Genomic DNA, 17,340 nt, shown 5'->3' on the forward strand with positions numbered 1-17,340 from the left:
AAAATCAGCTTTTTAGCATAAGTTTTGAGTATGTTTTCTTAAATAAAAAAGTCACTTAGGTGGCTTTTTTACGTTAAAGTGATCAACGTTTCGGAAACAACGATAAGAAAATATCGTTGAGCCGTTCAACCTTCACTCATAAACACAACAAAGTAAGAGCACTATTTATGAATATGTTACTGCGCTTTTTTATTATGGTCAGTTTGCTTAAGCAGCAGCTCAAGCATCAATCGGCGAACGAAACGATTAGTCTAGAGACATTGACCGCGCCGACTGTTCGCCATTATCGGGTATTACCGCATGACATGGGGTTTCGTGATCACTTGCCCAATTATCGTTACCTCTCATTCATTGAGCTAAACGTGACACGCTGGGTGATGGCACGCTGTCATGAAAAAGGCATCAAGCCTTTGAACTGGGTCATTGCCATGCAAGAGATGATTTATCTTAAGCAAATCAAATTTTTGGATAAAATGACGCTTAGTAGTGCAGTCGCAGGCTGGGATAAAAAATACGTGTATTTTGAGCATCGCTTTTTTGTCAAAAATCAGCTGATGGGAGTTGGTATGACCAAGTTTGTTTTTACCGATGATACAGGTATGCGTACGCCAGAAGTATTGGACATGACAGGGGAGCGGTTGACGGATGTGATTAACACATGGAATGAGCATCAAGTCGCTGTGAAATCGACCAAGTCAGCATAAAACATATTGAAAAATAGCACCCTATAATAACTTGGCTATAATCATTTGCTGAATTTTGGTAGGATAGAGTCCATCAAATCGTCAGTACTAAGGCGACACTACTATTTCTAAAACGACTAAAAAAAGGTACCGTTATGACGCCACAAAAATTAAAATGGACAGACAGCCTCGATATCGCCATTGAGCTTTATGAGAAGTTTCCAGAGGTCGACCCGCAGTACATTCGTTTTACGGATTTGCATCGCTGGGTGACTGAGCTTGAAGGCTTTGATGATGACCCGCAGCGCTCAAACGAAGGTATTTTAGAAGCCATTCAAATGAATTGGATCGATGAAGCCGATTAAGGTGATTTTCTTTTTTAACAGTATAGTCAATCAATATTAAAAGTGGTACAAGGCAGACGAGTGCAAGTACTACAGTAGTAGGCTAAACGAGTCTAACGCTGTAACACTTTAATAGTGGTTCGACTATACATCTAATAACAATAACAGAGAGCAACAGGGCAGGCAGCGTCATGACGTCTCAAATTAAAAAGTTAGCCGAAGCGATAGCGTGTAAGGGTATTAGAATTCGTACCACCAATCACGCTGAGGTTAGCCACGACACTGCCAAGCTTGGTAGATTGTGGCAGAAGTTTTACCAGAATTACGCAGGACAGTTGCCTGAAGGCAAAGATATTTACGGTATTTATCATAACTATGAGAGTGATGATTTAGCAGGCGCGTTTGATGTTGTCGCTAGCTGGAAAACAGCCAGTGAGAAGGACGACCAATCAGACAGTGAGCGTACCGCCAGCACTAGTAATGTGGTAGAAGTCACCATTCCTGCAGGAAAGTACTTGGTATTTTCTGAAGAAGGCCATATGCCTAATACCGTCATGAATGCATGGGAAAAGGCATGGGAGTACTTTAATGATCCAAACTGTGAACACACTCGCAACTTTGATGTAGACTTTGAGCATTATATCGGTGGTAATTTAGAATATGGGCAATTGGATCTTTATATTGGTATTGAGTGAGGCTATCATATCAACACTATAAGAAGTCTACTTTACTATAATAGACCTCTTGGATAAGTCATCGCTAGCCCTTGTAACTCCGTCAGTAAAAGTCAATGAACTGGTACTTTTGCAAGAGGTCTAATAATCTGCGCCGCGGCATCAATTGAGCTATCAGATGAGTGATTTTTAAGATGCTTAGGCGTGTAGCTTATGCGCGTATTGTTTAATAGGTAGCTACTCTACGATAGAAGCATTTATTCAGGTAAGTTGGATCAATGAGGCCGACGAAGCATTATTTATGCTTATTGATACAGTCATAAAAAATCCCCAGCTATATTTTTATTATAGCTGGGGATTTTTCCATTAGGAGTAATGTATCAAGGTTATCTATTCAATGCTAGTTAAAAAGCTTTAGTCACGCCAATGGTAAAGGTACGTGGTAGGTTTGGTCTAGCACCGTATGGCGTACGGCTCACAATAACTTGTTTGTCAGCGATGTTTTCAACCTTACCAAAGACCTTAGCATCATAACCGATAGGGTAGTGGGTAATAGCATCAAAAGTGAATAACGAGTCAGTCTCGCTACGCGGCTCATTAGTACGATTGCAGCCCACTGATTCACAAATGCCGCCAGCATATTTGGCAGTCAAGTAAGTATCCCAACCTGAATCCATCTCGATTCCGGCGCGTACACTGGCTTGATTTTTGGGCACTAGCGTTAAGCGATCGCCATCTAAAGTGTCTTTGTAGTCCTCGGCAAGCTCAGCTTGGGTGTAAGTATAAGTGGCATGCAGCGGAATACTGAATCCATCTCCATCAAAGCGAGTGCCAGCCATTAACTCAAGCCCTGCGATCACCGCAGAACCACTCTCTTTTTCGGTACCTGACGTTATGGCATCTGAGCCACTGCCGCAAGGCACGTTTTCTGTGCAGTTTCTGATTACAGAATCAAAGTCACTATAAAACCCAACGGCCTCAATATAATTGTTACCATCAATATAGCGCGTACCGATTTCATAGTTGATACTTTCTTCAGGATCCGTGTTGTCATCTTCGGACACTCCAGCACCTAATGGGCTGAAGCCTTTGTGGACCCCACCTATAAGCTGTACTTCATCATTGAGTTGATAGCTTGCGGATAAACCTGGCAAAAATATAGACTGAGTATTGCTCACGCGTGCTTGATTATCAGTATCAACACCGCGTGTCTCTTCAGTATCAATATACTCGTAACGCATGGCTAGGTTTAGAAGTAAGGGGTCAGTCACTTGCCACTTATCAGTTAGCCAAAGACTAGTTGCGTTGGCTCTTTCTTCGCGGTTATTACTGCCATTAGGGACTTTGGTGCTTTGATAAATTAAATTACCGTCTACCTGATTAAAAATATCGCTTGGCTGATAGCGCTCAACTTTGTCACGGTGATAGCGAGCACCTACATCAATATTGTGATCGCCATAGGCACTTAAAATGTCAGTATTGAAGTTCGTCTGAACACCGGTACTATAATAAGTGCGATCATTGGCTTTTAATTCGATACCTGCTAAATCCTCGGTACCATCTAGCTGCCCTTGGGTGATATTGCCTTCATAAAAATCATTGATTTTGTTATCATTGAGCTTATACCAGTTACGATGGGTTTTATTGTAATAAGCGGTAGTACGTAGCTCGCTATTATTATCCGTGATCCAGTTGTGCGTCAAGTTAAGTCCGGTATGTTCGTCTTGTATGTTATCAAGCGCAGACATCGGGTAGCGTCTGTTAGGATTTTTATTGAAGTCAGCATCTGTTAAACCTAAGTAAGTCTCATCACTAGATCTATCAGAATACTGTGCTTTGGCAAACAAACTATGCGCAGGATTGATCTGATAACGACCCTTTAGGACATAATCTTGATTGTCATAGTCGCCAATGTCTTTACCATCAATTTCTTTAAAGCCTTTGCCTCGTTGTTGCACAGTTTCAATTGAGCCTGCAAAGTCGCCTTCGCGTCCACCAGCATAAGCATGAACATCCACACCGCCACGGTCGTTGATTGAGGTCATCGCTTGACCGCCATTAGTGGCAGGAATAGGGGTTGATAAATAGTTAATAACGCCACCAGTCGTTTGCGGCCCATAACGTAGCAGCGGCGCGCCTTTTAGAATCTCAACACCTGACATACGCAGCGCTGTCGGATGATAGTAGGCGGCAGGGGCAGCATAAGGAGCGGGTGCGATAGGAATACCGTCCTCCATTAAATGCACTTTACTACTACGTCCACCGATACCAGCACGAATACTGATGTTAGGACGTAAGCCCAACCCATCTTCTTCAGAGACGTAAACCCCTGGCACGGTCTTTAAAACTTGGTTAATATCTGTAATGTACTCATTTTCTAACTGTTCGTTATCGACGTAATAACCAGAACCCGTCATCAAGGGCACATTGTCTTTACTACCGATAACAGTAATTTCGTCTAAGGTTACCGAGACTGCTGATTCTTCGAGATTACCTTGCTGGGTATCAACGCTTTGCGCATAAACTGCCTGCATGGACAAGGCTAAAGTGGACAATAAAAATATAGTAACAGACTTATAAGGATGAGACATCGCACGGGCTCCAAAACGAAAACATAAAAATTAATGCTGCATTTTTGTAAAAACGAATATTAACAATAATGATTATCGTTTGCAAGCAGTAAGCAACATTTATATATCCTATTTTTAATGGATCTACCCAAATTTTAGTGGTTATCATCTTAAGTGACTGTTAATACAGGTTATTTATTAGGCTACAATAATACTTAAAACAAATAAAGGCAGCGCTAAACATTTAAGCGCTGCCTTTATTGTTGCTGTTTTATTAACGTCATTGATACGGTAGAGCCTAATCAAGCAACAAATTCTTCAAAATTCCCTCATAAATCTGCGCTAACCTGCCCAAATCATCAACTTCAACCTTTTCATCGACCTGGTGAATGGTGGCGTTACGTACGCCTAATTCAACAACCTGCGCACCAGTCGGCGCGATAAAGCGTCCATCGGACGTACCGCCTGATGTCGATAGCGTCGTGTCTGTACCTGTGACTGACTTGATCGCATTTTGACAGGCTGAAACCAGCTTCCCTTCAGGGGTCAAGAATGGCTGACCAGATAACTTCCAATTGATGTTGTAACTGGCCTTACTGTCGGTAAAATATTTGTCAAAGATAGCATGAGTTTTTTCTTTGAGTTCTTCCTCAGTCGTTTCAGTCGAAAAGCGAAAGTTAAAGACAACGTTTAGCGTTTCAGGAATGACGTTGGTTGCACCTGTGCCGCCATTGATATTTGATATCTGCAATGAGGTGGCTGGGAAGTAGTCATTGCCGTTGTCCCATGCGGTAGATGTCAATTCAGCAAGGGCAGACATCGCTGCATGAATAGGATTACAGGCCAAATGTGGATAGGCAACATGACCTTGCTTACCTGTGACCGTCAGCTCTGCGCCTAGCGAGCCACGACGACCGTTTTTGATAATATCGCCTAACGTATCCGTGCTCGATGGTTCACCCACAAGACAATAAGTAATTTTTTCTTGACGAGCCTCTAAGGTTTCGATGACTTTGACCGTACCGTTGATTGATGGACCTTCTTCATCTGAAGTGAGCAAAAAAGCAATCGAACCATTGTGCTCAGGATGATTGGCAACGAAGCGTTCGGCGGCGATAGTAAAGGCAGCAATGCCTGTCTTCATATCGGCGGCACCGCGCGCCCATAGATAGCCATCAGCAATGGTTGGCGTAAATGGTGGATACGTCCAGTTTTTTTCATCACCCGTTGGTACCACGTCTGTATGACCGGCAAAGCAAATTACGGGATCCGTCGTGCCACGGCGTGCCCACAAGTTTTTAACTTCAGCATGTTCACCCTTTGCTTGTCTGTCACCATAGTACATAAACTCGCAGTCAAAGCCTGCTTGCTCCAAACGCTCTGACAATATGTCTTGGCAACCATCATCGTCTGGTGTGACAGATGGGCGTTCGAGTAGCGCGATACTTAAGTCTAAGGTTGCTTGCTGATGAGTCGTTTGCTTAAGAGCATTTGCTTGATTGTGAGAGTCAGACATGGGTAAGCCTTTTGTATAATAATGAAAATGTTAAATATAAATAGATAATGAGTAATAAGTGCTAAGCGTCTACTTCGACAAAGGGTACAAGACCGTCACGGCGCATCCACGTAGCAATAGAGTAACGCTGACGATGCGCGATCTGCACTTGATGCTGTAGGTCGCTATCAAAAATGATTAGTCTATTGGCAACTGGCATAACTTCATGGTGCATGCCATGCTTATCAACGATTTCTAGCGCACCGCCGTCAGTCGCTCCCCAATCATCATTGAGATAAAACACGGCTGAGATCACCCGTTCATCGCGTCCAGCAGGGTTGTCGCTATGCCATTGATAACCAAAGCCAGTTGGATAACACGCATAATGCGCTTCGCTATGACGAATACCCGCGAATAAGCTGCGATTAAACAGAGCGGCGAGGGCGTTAATACTTTGCAGATAATAGTAGCCTGCAAAAAAGTTCTCGGTGATCCAGCGTATTCTATCACCGCGAATATCACTGATACGAATGCCAGCGGTTAGCGCCGCATCACGATAGTCAATAAAACCACTTTCAGCCTGTAGCGCAAGTAATGCGGTCTTATTAAATACATTATCAATAGTGAGCCAGCCATCAGTGACAAAGGTATCAAGCTGCTTATCCGTCAGCCTATCTTCCCAGCTGACTGCAAAATCAGACAGTTGCAGCATCTTCTGGGTAGGCGCGTCTTGGTCGTCGTTATGACTGTCTGGAGATAGTAACGGAGGATTGTCCTGTCCTATCGGATGATCAACGACCAACGCTGTCTTGTTCAGGTTGCTAATAATCTGCGTCATTTCATCTCATTCTTATCAATCAATGGTCAATATACCGCCATTCAATGCGTTTTTATTGAAAGGCTTACTAAAACCACATTATCTTTTACTCCGCCTATGCTACCATAGATGCAATTTTTCTTATTTAAACTTTTGAGATTATGAACTATAAACACGCCTACCACGCTGGTAACTTTGCTGATGTGGTTAAACACATTTTATTGGTACAACTGCTCAATCAATTGGGGCAGAAAAACAAACCGTTTTATGTGCTTGACGCCTATGGAGGCCGCGGACTGTATTCACTAAGCAGTGAAGAAGCGCGCAAGACAGGGGAGGCCAAAGGCGGTATTCAGGCTTTTTTGAAAGCAGATACCGAAAAAGCACCAGCCGCTGTCAAAGATTACATGGAAGGCATTAAACAAGCCAAATTCACTTACGACAATAAAGTCTATCCGGGTTCGCCGTGGTGGATTGCTCATCATGTCGAAAAAACCGCCGCTAAAAAACCTGATGTTGGCGTGCGCGCCGAAGCTTTTGAAGCCAAAGCGACTGAATATGATGCACTGAACTATCAGCTATATAAGCTGCCAATTGGTATTCAGCATCGTGATGCTTTTGAAGGTATCACCGCTGTTATTCCGCCAGCCGAGCGCCGCGGTCTTATTTTTCTTGATCCTCCTTTTGAGCAAGAGCATAAAGACTTTACGCGTCTGATCGATTTATTAGTCTCGGCTTATAAAAAATGGCCACAAGGTACTTATGCCCTGTGGTTCCCAATCAAAAATATCGAAGCGGTTGAGTTGTTTTATAAAAAGCTCAAGCGTACCGAGATGCGTCGTCAGCTGGTTTGTGAGCTAAATATTTATCCTAATGATGTGGCCGTCGGTCTGAACGGTACAGGTCTACTGGTTATCAATCCGCCATGGCAGTTTGATAACCATGCTCGCGAGATATTACGTTTCTTGCAGCCAGTACTAAAAGTAGAAGATGCGCCAGACTTAACACCTGACAGTGCGACCAATGTACGCTGGCTGGTTGGTGAATAGTGACGTCAGTAGATGATGTCAGTGAACAGCAACATTGGCCAATAAGGATATCAAGATGACGAATATGCAGCCACCTGAAGGCGAACCAAATAACATGTCACCAAAAGAGGGAGCGTTGCAGGATAATGCAGTGACCCAGCCTCCATACATGGATGGGCATGAGTTTAATATTCGTCTAGCGGACAATGACAATTATGATGGTTTGACCTTTGAGGTCGTCGAGGCAGAGGTTGCGGAAGGTAAGCGTGTGGTCAGTCGCGGTGTCTATTTAGCGCCTAATTTGATTACCACTTTGTCACTGCTATCAGGATTTTATTCAATTTTGGCAAGTACGCAAGGCGAATTTTACAAGGCGGCTTTGGCTATCTTTTTATCCGCGATTCTTGATGGGGCTGATGGCCGCGTTGCGCGTATACTGAATGCCCAAAGCCCTTTTGGCGAGCAATATGATTCATTAGCAGATATGCTCGCATTTGGTGTGGCCCCTGCTATGTTGGTTTATAGCTTTGCCCTAGAGCCGCTGGGTCGTATTGGGATTGGTTGTGCGTTCGTCTTTACTGCCTGTGCTGCTTTTCGTCTTGCACGCTTCAACGTGCAGGTTGGCATTGTCGATAAAAAATACTTCGTTGGTTTGGCAAGTCCGCTTGCCGCCATTCTAGTAACCTCTGCTGTTATGGTGGCAGTTGATCATAACGAATGGATTGGTCAGTACGATACGGCGATCATGTTTTTGTTCGCAGCGTGGGTGGTCATTTGTGGTCTGCTTATGGTCAGTAATGTTAAGTACTACAGCTTTAAAGAGTTTGATAAAAAGAAAGTACCCTTTGTGGTGCTTATCATTGGTGTACTGGTCATGAGTATCGTGCTCTATGATATACCTGTTGGTATCTTGGCAATCGGTATCATTTATGCGTTATCTGGTATTGTGACTACGATCAAAGCAAAGATGTAAGCGTAAATATGAACGTTACTGAGATAAAAAAAGGGACTTGCCAATAGGTGAGTCCCTTTTTTTATACTTTATTTACTATAAAAACATGGTGTTATAGTCAATCCACTAAAAAAGCGTTACAGCGTTAACCTCGCTTGAAGTATGACGTATACATCTGCACTCGGTTGCCTTTTACCACTCTTAAATTGGATCAACTATATTGAAGAATATTCTACTATCAGATACGTTTTATCCTTGCATAATAGCCATTTATTATGTTTCTGAACAAAATGTACATCCAAACGAAGGGGCTGTCCTAGATAACTAGTTCAAACCCTGTTTTGCATAACCATTGTAAAATAGATAAAACTATTGAAGTGTATAAACCATTGGAATATCTCTACAATTTGATGTTTGCGAAAGCAGTGAGCAAGACCCTCGAAATAATCCTTGACCCATCCTCAAACCTGCGTATAATGCGTCCCAGTCGAAAGGGAAGTGGTGAGGAAGCTTAAGCGATTAAGTTATTTCGAACTAATTAAAAATACTTCTTGACTAAATAAATAAAGGGTCTATAATACGCCCTCATCAGACGGACTGGCAGTGAGAGATGTGTAGATTACACATTAATAACGCAGTTAACCTGGCGAAACAAATTATAAAAAGTCTTGACAATTCAAATCATTATGATAAGATAGTCGGCTCGCTAGATAGCTTAACCGGAGACGGAAAAGGCAGATAGCATTAGTAATACCCTATATATCGATGACTGGACGACAGTGATTGAGACTATTTAAAAGCATAACTAAAGAACAACTTGTGTGGATTTTTGCTGATTCAGAATGCTAAAAAATAAAGTTGATCGACTATCTTTTTGGTAGAACACCAACTATAAAAATTATCATTTAAGACAGCAGAAAAACTCAAAGTTAATTCATTACGAACATAATTACGAGCGATTTTGCCAGATTAAATGAGCCAAGATTAGAAGTCGTCTTCCTATTTATAGGTAAAGGCTTCAGATAGATTAAACTGAAGAGTTTGATCATGGCTCAGATTGAACGCTGGCGGCAGGCTTAACACATGCAAGTCGAGCGGAAACGATGATAGCTTGCTATCAGGCGTCGAGCGGCGGACGGGTGAGTAATACTTAGGAATCTACCTAGTAGTGGGGGATAGCTCGGGGAAACTCGAATTAATACCGCATACGTCCTACGGGAGAAAGCAGGGGATCTTTGGACCTTGCGCTATTAGATGAGCCTAAGTCGGATTAGCTAGTTGGTGGGGTAAAGGCCTACCAAGGCGACGATCTGTAGCTGGTCTGAGAGGATGATCAGCCACACCGGGACTGAGACACGGCCCGGACTCCTACGGGAGGCAGCAGTGGGGAATATTGGACAATGGGGGGAACCCTGATCCAGCCATGCCGCGTGTGTGAAGAAGGCCTTTTGGTTGTAAAGCACTTTAAGCAGTGAAGAAGACTCTTCGGTTAATACCCGGGGACGATGACATTAGCTGCAGAATAAGCACCGGCTAACTCTGTGCCAGCAGCCGCGGTAATACAGAGGGTGCAAGCGTTAATCGGAATTACTGGGCGTAAAGCGAGCGTAGGTGGCTTGATAAGTCAGATGTGAAATCCCCGGGCTTAACCTGGGAACTGCATCTGAAACTGTTAGGCTAGAGTAGGTGAGAGGGAAGTAGAATTTCAGGTGTAGCGGTGAAATGCGTAGAGATCTGAAGGAATACCGATGGCGAAGGCAGCTTCCTGGCATCATACTGACACTGAGGCTCGAAAGCGTGGGTAGCAAACAGGATTAGATACCCTGGTAGTCCACGCCGTAAACGATGTCTACTAGTCGTTGGGTCCCTTGAGGACTTAGTGACGCAGCTAACGCAATAAGTAGACCGCCTGGGGAGTACGGCCGCAAGGTTAAAACTCAAATGAATTGACGGGGGCCCGCACAAGCGGTGGAGCATGTGGTTTAATTCGATGCAACGCGAAGAACCTTACCTGGTCTTGACATACACAGAATCTTGTAGAGATACGAGAGTGCCTTCGGGAATTGTGATACAGGTGCTGCATGGCTGTCGTCAGCTCGTGTCGTGAGATGTTGGGTTAAGTCCCGCAACGAGCGCAACCCTTGTCCTTAGTTACCAGCACTTCGGGTGGGAACTCTAAGGATACTGCCAGTGACAAACTGGAGGAAGGCGGGGACGACGTCAAGTCATCATGGCCCTTACGACCAGGGCTACACACGTGCTACAATGGTAGGTACAGAGGGCAGCTACACAGCGATGTGATGCGAATCTCAAAAAGCCTATCGTAGTCCAGATTGGAGTCTGCAACTCGACTCCATGAAGTAGGAATCGCTAGTAATCGCGGATCAGAATGCCGCGGTGAATACGTTCCCGGGCCTTGTACACACCGCCCGTCACACCATGGGAGTTGATTGCACCAGAAGTGGTTAGCCTAACTTAGTGAGGGCGATCACCACGGTGTGGTTGATGACTGGGGTGAAGTCGTAACAAGGTAGCCGTAGGGGAACCTGCGGCTGGATCACCTCCTTATAGACAGCATTCGCTCAGCAAGAATTCACAACAAGTTGTTCTTTAGTTTAAGCTTACGTTTTAGGACGTATTAGGGTCTGTAGCTCAGCTGGTTAGAGCACCGTGTTGATAACGCGGGGGTCAGTGGTTCGAGTCCACTTAGACCCACCATTATTAATGTAGGTGAAAGAGCCCTAAGTCAATCCGCTTTAAGGGATTTCCTCTTGTGCTCGGATCGAAGCAGTGCTTCGATTGTATCCTCGCTCAGGGGCCATAGCTCAGTTGGTAGAGCGCCTGCCTTGCACGCAGGAGGTCAACGGTTCGACTCCGTTTGGCTCCACCACTACATACGGCTAAGCTTAGCGTGCTAAATAAAATAGGTATCAAATAGAAACAAGTGATTCATCTTGAATAAAGACACGATTACTTCTTTCTGTTTTATACAGAAACTTATGACTCGACGAGAGCATAGGAACTATTTAAAAACATAGATATGAGTCTGGGTTAGGATGAGCGTATTCACGCGCCCATCTTAACCTTAATAACTCACCTCTTAACGACATTGTTTGTTATCCCAGGGGTGAGTTATTAAAAAAGTAAAGAGAACTGAATCAAGCGTATAAACATAGGTGATATCGTTATCATAATTAGATTGTATGACACATAGAAGTCGAAAGACTACTTGGGGTTGTATGGTCAAGTAATGAAGCGCACATGGTGGATGCCTTGGCAGTCAGAGGCGATGAAAGACGTGACAGCCTGCGATAAGCTTCGGGGAGGCGGCAATATCCTGTGATCCGGAGATTTCTGAATGGGGAAACCCACTTAGCATAAGCTAGGTATCTTATACTTTGTATAAGAAGCGAACGAGGGGAAGTGAAACATCTCAGTACCCTTAGGAATAGACATCAATTGAGATTCCCCTAGTAGCGGCGAGCGAACGGGGAGAAGCCGATTAATGCTAATGTAGAAGAACAGCGTGGGAAAGCTGACCATAGTAGGTGATAGTCCTGTATTCGAAACATTAGCGTTAACATATTAAGTAGAGCGGGGCACGAGAAATCCTGTTTGAAGATGGGGGGACCATCCTCCAAGGCTAAATACTCCTGACTGACCGATAGTGAACCAGTACCGTGAGGGAAAGGCGAAAAGAACCCCTGTGAGGGGAGTGAAATAGAACCTGAAACCGTGTGCGTACAAGCAGTGGGAGCCCACTTGTTGGGTGACCGCGTACCTTTTGTATAATGGGTCAGCGACTTATATTCTGTAGCAAGGTTAACCGTTTAGGGGAGCCGTAGGGAAACCGAGTCTTAATAGGGCGACTAGTTGCAGGGTATAGACCCGAAACCGAGTGATCTATCCATGAGCAGGTTGAAAGTGCCGTAACAGGCACCGGAGGACCGAACCCACTGTCGTTGAAAAGCCAGGGGATGACTTGTGGATAGGGGTGAAAGGCTAATCAAACTCGGTGATAGCTGGTTCTCCCCGAAAGCTATTTAGGTAGCGCCTCGGACGAACACCATTGGGGGTAGAGCACTGTTTCGGCTAGGGGGTCATACCGACTTACCAAACCGATGCAAACTCCGAATACCGATGAGTGATATCCGGGAGACACACGGTGGGTGCTAACGTCCATCGTGGAGAGGGAAACAACCCAGACCGCCAGCTAAGGCCCCAAATTCCTAGTTAAGTGGGAAACGAGGTGGGAAGGCATAGACAGCTAGGAGGTTGGCTTAGAAGCAGCCATCCTTTAAAGAAAGCGTAATAGCTCACTAGTCGAGTCGGCCCGCGCGGAAGATGTAACGGGGCTCAAACTAGGAGCCGAAGCTGCGGATTTGAATTTGTTTTCAAGTGGTAGGGGAGCGTTGTGTAAGCCTGTGAAGGTGTGTTGTAAAGCATGCTGGAGGTATCACAAGAGCGAATGCTGACGTGAGTAACGATAATGGGTGTGAAAAGCATCCACGCCGGAAGATCAAGGGTTCCAGTCCAACGTTAATCGGGGCTGGGTGAGTCGACCCCTAAGGCGAGGCCGAAAGGCGTAGTCGATGGGAAATCGGTTAATATTCCGATACTTGTTTATAATGCGATGGAGGGACGGAGAAGGTTATGTCAGCCTGGCGTTGGTTGTCCAGGTGAAAGGATGTAGGTTTATAGCTTAGGTAAATCCGGGCTATTCTATACCGAGATCTGATAGCAAGCTGTACATGTACAGCGAAGTGGCAAATACCATGCTTCCAGGAAAAGCTTCTAAGCAATAGTTATAAACGAATCGTACCCTAAACCGACACAGGTGATCAGGTAGAGAATACCAAGGCGCTTGAGAGAACTCTGCTGAAGGAACTAGGCAAAATGGTACCGTAACTTCGGGAGAAGGTACGCTGTTGGTGGTGATAGGACTTGCTCCTTGAGCTGCTGGCAGTCGCAGATACCAGGCTGCTGCAACTGTTTATTAAAAACACAGCACTCTGCAAACACGAAAGTGGACGTATAGGGTGTGATGTCTGCCCGGTGCTGGAAGGTTAATTGATGGGCTTAGCGTAAGCGAAGGTCTTGATCGAAGCCCCAGTAAACGGCGGCCGTAACTATAACGGTCCTAAGGTAGCGAAATTCCTTGTCGGGTAAGTTCCGACCTGCACGAATGACATAATGATGGCAGCGCTGTCTCCAGCAGAGACTCAGTGAAATCGAAATCGCAGTGAAGATGCTGTGTACCCGCGGCTAGACGGAAAGACCCCGTGAACCTTTACTACAGCTTTACATTGAACTTTGACCTGACTTGTGCAGGATAGGTGGGAGGCTTTGAAACTGAGACGCCAGTCTTGGTGGAGCCATCCTTGAAATACCACCCTGGTCATGTTGGGGTTCTAACTCAGGTATCACAATACCGAGGACAATGTATGGTGGGTAGTTTGACTGGGGCGGTCTCCTCCTAAAGAGTAACGGAGGAGTACGAAGGTGCGCTCAGACCGGTCGGAAATCGGTCGAAGAGTATAAAGGCAAAAGCGCGCTTAACTGCGAGACCCACAAGTCGAGCAGGTACGAAAGTAGGTCTTAGTGATCCGGTGGTTCTGTATGGAAGGGCCATCGCTCAACGGATAAAAGGTACTCTGGGGATAACAGGCTGATACCGCCCAAGAGTTCATATCGACGGCGGTGTTTGGCACCTCGATGTCGGCTCATCTCATCCTAGGGCTGAAGCAGGTCCTAAGGGTATGGCTGTTCGCCATTTAAAGAGGTACGCGAGCTGGGTTTAGAACGTCGTGAGACAGTTCGGTCCCTATCTACCGTGGGCGTTGGAAATTTGAGAGGATCTGCTCCTAGTACGAGAGGACCAGAGTGGACGAACCACTGGTGTTCGGGTTGTCATGCCAATGGCATTGCCCGGTAGCTACGTTCGGATGGGATAACCGCTGAAAGCATCTAAGCGGGAAGCCCACCTCAAGATTAGATTTCCCTAAAGAGCCGTTCAAGACTAGGACGTTGATAGGCAGGGTGTGGAAGCACAGTGATGTGTGTAGCTAACCTGTACTAATTGCTCGTTTGGCTTGACCATACAACACCCAAGTGGTTTGTATCAAGTCTAATTAATCTATCTTGTATAGCCCAGGCTATAGAAACAGACAGAACATTTCGATATCACCGTTAACCTTGATTCAGTTAGGGTAAGTGGTACTTATCAAAAGTCACACGAACAGACTCATATCTAACCCCCTTTGCTGACGACAATAGCGCGATGGCACCACCTGATCCCTTCCCGAACTCAGAAGTGAAACATCGTTGCGCCAATGGTAGTGTGGTTCGCCCATGTGAGAGTAGGTCATCGTCAGCTCTCTATTCCTAAAAAGCCCCAACATACTGATGTATGTTGGGGCTTTTTTTATCTTAAACTTATCTGACTTCCCTAGACTTATCTGACTTCCCTAGAAAATCTCTTTATTTAAATGGTTTTATCTTTCGCTCGCATCAAAGCAGTTCTTCAACTCTTTCCTTGCCCAAATCATCACTAGCCTCTTATACCTAAAAGCCCCCGCTCACTCGAAAGAGGGTCTTTTTATTGGCTTATTATTGATAATAATTTATAACTATAGATGGTCAACTGAAAGTTTATTGAGATAATCTAATGATATTAGAAGAAACGGATAAATTGTATTTATATGACAGCTATGGAGATGCATATCTCATCGATAAAGAAAGCAGGGATATCTTGTTTACTGATAGTTTTTACGGTGGTCCATCTTGTGCTTTAATTGATCCAAATAACAAATATGCAATCGTAGCTGGTAAGCATTTAACTCTTTGGGACTGTTATGAGGGAAATAATAAGCTCACAAAATTTGAAACAGAACAGTTTTGCTGGATAGAAAGACTAAGGTTAATCAATGAAAATACTATGCAAATATTATTAGATCCATGGTTCCAATACAGTGCTATATGGGAATTAACAGTTTCTAATAAGTCCTTATTTAAAATTTCAGATTTTATGAAGTATAAAAACCTACCTTATACTGATAATATAGTTTGGTGTTTCATTATAAAACCACTAGTTGAACCTTATAGTGGATTGTATACTTCTGAATTTTAGCTTAGGAAAGAACCTATGACTACATCAAAAGTAACCTACCAAGGCGATTTGCGCACCACCGCCATTCATTTTCAATCAAATAATGAAATCATCACCGATGCCCCAACAGACAATCAAGGCAAGGGTGAGGCTTTTTCACCGACTGATCTATTAGCGACGAGCTTGGCAAGCTGTATGCTAACGATCATTGGTATCAAAGCCCGTGACATGGAGATTGACCTTGCAGGCACCACAGCTGAAATGACCAAAGTCATGGCCGCTGATCCAAGACGCGTGAGCGAGATCCATATCATCGTGACCTTTAATAAGGAGCTTGATGATAGAACGCAAACGATCTTTTATAACACCGCATTGACTTGTCCAGTCGCCAAAAGCCTCCACCCTGATATCACGCAGAACTTAACGTTCCGTATTGCTCGTGGCCTTTAATGCTATGGCAAAAACGTTATTGATTGTCGCTCATGCGCCGTCACCCAATACTGAGAAGTTGGCGCAAGCGGCGTATGGTGGTGCCAATCATCCTGATCTAGATATCAATGTCATTTTGAAGTCGCCGCAGGACACGCAGCCTGAAGATGTGTTGGCTGCTGATGCTTTGCTATTAGGCACGACTGAAAATCTGGCATATATGGCAGGGCTGACCAAAGACTTCTTTGATCGCTGTTATTATCCTGTGCTAGAAGAGAAGCAAGGCATGCCATTTGCACTATATATACGTGCAGGGCATGATGGTACGGGTACCAAGCTTGCAATAAAGACGATCACGACGGGGCTGCGTTGGTCGTGGATTCAAGAGGCACTGATACTACAAGGCGAGTGGCAAGACAGCTTTGCTGACCAAGTAAAAGAGCTTGCCATGACGTTAGCCGCTGGCGTTGAAGCGGGTATTTACTAGTAGCATATTTTGCCAATAATTCGCGAAAGATACTGCAAATGTAACGGGCAGTCTGAGGAGAGTATCCATGCAAATCGATCATCTAAACAGCCAAGTGGATATCGACGCGTTGCCATTCTCTCAAGCGTGCGAGAACAATAAGCAGCCTATCCTAGAAGTATTGCAAAACGAGCTACAAGGCTTTAAGCACGTGCTAGAGATTGGCTCTGGAACGGGTCAGCATAGTGTTTACTTTGCTCTTCGCTTACCTAAGATACAGTGGCAAACCAGCGATGTCACGAGCAACCACCGTCATATAGCGGCTTGGTATCATGCTTATCCTGCGCCCAATCTACCTCTACCATTAGCGTTTGATTTGGCTTACGATTCTGTACCTATTAATAGTCAGTCAGTAAATAGCAATATAGCCAAGCCCTATGATGCGATATTTACGGCAAATACGCTACATATCATTAGCTGGGCTTTAGTTGAGCGGCTATTTTTACTGGCTGGTGATGCGTTACCTGTGGATGGTAAGCTGATTGTCTATGGCCCATTTAACGAACATGGTAACTATACCAGTGCGGGCAACCAGCGATTTGATGCGATGTTAAGGCAAGGTAATTCTGACAGTGGTATCCGTCATAAAGAAGACATTGTAAATTTAGCAAATATGCATCATCTAACGCTTAGCAGAACGTACGCGATGCCTGCCAATAATCAGCTGTTGGTCTTTCAGAAGTATTAAATGATTAGAACGTCAAAAAAAGACAC

Annotated in this window: 12 protein-coding genes, 2 tRNA genes and 3 rRNA genes; 14 read left to right on the plus strand and 3 right to left on the minus strand. The window is 44.6% G+C overall.

Annotated features, from left to right (window positions below):
* Positions 1-167 precede the first annotated feature (167 nt).
* From AOT82_RS12025 to AOT82_RS12035, 3 genes are all read left to right on the plus strand, one after another.
* Complete coding sequence (locus AOT82_RS12025; RefSeq protein ID WP_071003234.1) at positions 168-704, plus strand: acyl-CoA thioesterase; 537 nt, start codon at positions 168-170, stop codon at positions 702-704.
* A gap of 134 nt (positions 705-838) precedes the next feature.
* Positions 839-1,048: a Fe-S cluster assembly protein IscX gene (gene iscX, locus AOT82_RS12030; protein WP_071003236.1), complete on the plus strand. Its 210-nt coding sequence runs from the start codon at positions 839-841 to the stop codon at positions 1,046-1,048.
* Positions 1,049-1,218: 170 nt separating this feature from the next.
* Positions 1,219-1,722: a GyrI-like domain-containing protein gene (locus tag AOT82_RS12035; RefSeq protein WP_071003238.1), complete on the plus strand. Its 504-nt coding sequence runs from the start codon at positions 1,219-1,221 to the stop codon at positions 1,720-1,722.
* Positions 1,723-2,105: 383 nt separating this feature from the next.
* On the opposite strand, the gene AOT82_RS12040 is transcribed toward AOT82_RS12035, so the two are convergent.
* The 3 genes from AOT82_RS12040 to AOT82_RS12050 all read right to left on the minus strand — a co-directional run bounded on the left by AOT82_RS12040 (position 2,106) and on the right by AOT82_RS12050 (position 6,604).
* Positions 2,106-4,292: a TonB-dependent receptor family protein gene (locus tag AOT82_RS12040; protein ID WP_071003240.1), complete on the minus strand. Its 2,187-nt coding sequence runs from the start codon at positions 4,290-4,292 to the stop codon at positions 2,106-2,108.
* A gap of 277 nt (positions 4,293-4,569) precedes the next feature.
* Positions 4,570-5,787, minus strand: coding sequence for a succinyl-diaminopimelate desuccinylase (gene dapE / locus AOT82_RS12045; protein WP_071003242.1), 1,218 nt, complete (start codon positions 5,785-5,787; stop codon positions 4,570-4,572).
* 61 nt (positions 5,788-5,848) lie between these two features.
* On the minus strand, positions 5,849-6,604 hold the full coding sequence (locus AOT82_RS12050) for a 2OG-Fe(II) oxygenase (RefSeq protein WP_071003244.1): 756 nt from the start codon (positions 6,602-6,604) through the stop codon (positions 5,849-5,851).
* A 140-nt stretch (positions 6,605-6,744) separates the two neighbouring features.
* On the opposite strand from AOT82_RS12050, the gene AOT82_RS12055 reads away from it, so the two are divergent.
* The 11 genes from AOT82_RS12055 (at position 6,745) to AOT82_RS12105 (ending at position 17,314) form a co-directional block, all read left to right on the plus strand.
* Positions 6,745-7,632 carry a 23S rRNA (adenine(2030)-N(6))-methyltransferase RlmJ gene (locus AOT82_RS12055; protein ID WP_071003246.1) on the plus strand — a complete coding sequence of 296 codons (888 nt, stop codon included), beginning with the start codon at positions 6,745-6,747 and terminating at the stop codon, positions 7,630-7,632.
* Positions 7,633-7,780: 148 nt separating this feature from the next.
* The gene (gene pssA, locus AOT82_RS12060; RefSeq protein WP_071003778.1) at positions 7,781-8,584 is read left to right on the plus strand and encodes a CDP-diacylglycerol--serine O-phosphatidyltransferase; all 804 of its coding nucleotides are present in this window, start codon (positions 7,781-7,783) and stop codon (positions 8,582-8,584) included.
* A 1,008-nt stretch (positions 8,585-9,592) separates the two neighbouring features.
* Positions 9,593-11,131 (plus strand): 16S ribosomal RNA (locus AOT82_RS12065).
* Positions 11,132-11,204: 73 nt separating this feature from the next.
* A tRNA-Ile gene (locus AOT82_RS12070) sits at positions 11,205-11,281 on the plus strand.
* 96 nt (positions 11,282-11,377) lie between these two features.
* Positions 11,378-11,453 (plus strand) — tRNA-Ala (locus tag AOT82_RS12075).
* 351 nt (positions 11,454-11,804) lie between these two features.
* Positions 11,805-14,663 (plus strand): 23S ribosomal RNA (locus tag AOT82_RS12080).
* Positions 14,664-14,825: 162 nt separating this feature from the next.
* A 5S ribosomal RNA gene (gene rrf / locus AOT82_RS12085) occupies positions 14,826-14,939 on the plus strand.
* Together the 16S, 23S and 5S rRNA genes with 2 tRNA genes alongside form the textbook arrangement of a ribosomal RNA operon.
* 291 nt (positions 14,940-15,230) lie before the next feature.
* The gene (locus AOT82_RS12090) at positions 15,231-15,692 is read left to right on the plus strand and encodes a hypothetical protein (protein WP_071003248.1); all 462 of its coding nucleotides are present in this window, start codon (positions 15,231-15,233) and stop codon (positions 15,690-15,692) included.
* A 15-nt stretch (positions 15,693-15,707) separates the two neighbouring features.
* A complete protein-coding gene (locus AOT82_RS12095) occupies positions 15,708-16,121 on the plus strand; it encodes an OsmC family protein (protein WP_071003250.1) in 414 nt (137 codons plus the stop codon).
* 4 nt (positions 16,122-16,125) lie between these two features.
* Positions 16,126-16,587: a flavodoxin family protein gene (locus tag AOT82_RS12100; protein WP_071003252.1), complete on the plus strand. Its 462-nt coding sequence runs from the start codon at positions 16,126-16,128 to the stop codon at positions 16,585-16,587.
* A gap of 67 nt (positions 16,588-16,654) precedes the next feature.
* Entirely contained in the window at positions 16,655-17,314 is a 660-nt protein-coding gene (locus AOT82_RS12105) for a DUF938 domain-containing protein (protein ID WP_083328944.1), read from the plus strand.
* The last annotated feature ends 26 nt before the right edge of the window (positions 17,315-17,340 follow it).

It is taken from the genome of Psychrobacter sp. AntiMn-1, from assembly GCF_001854065.1.
Taxonomy (GTDB): domain Bacteria; phylum Pseudomonadota; class Gammaproteobacteria; order Pseudomonadales; family Moraxellaceae; genus Psychrobacter; species Psychrobacter pacificensis.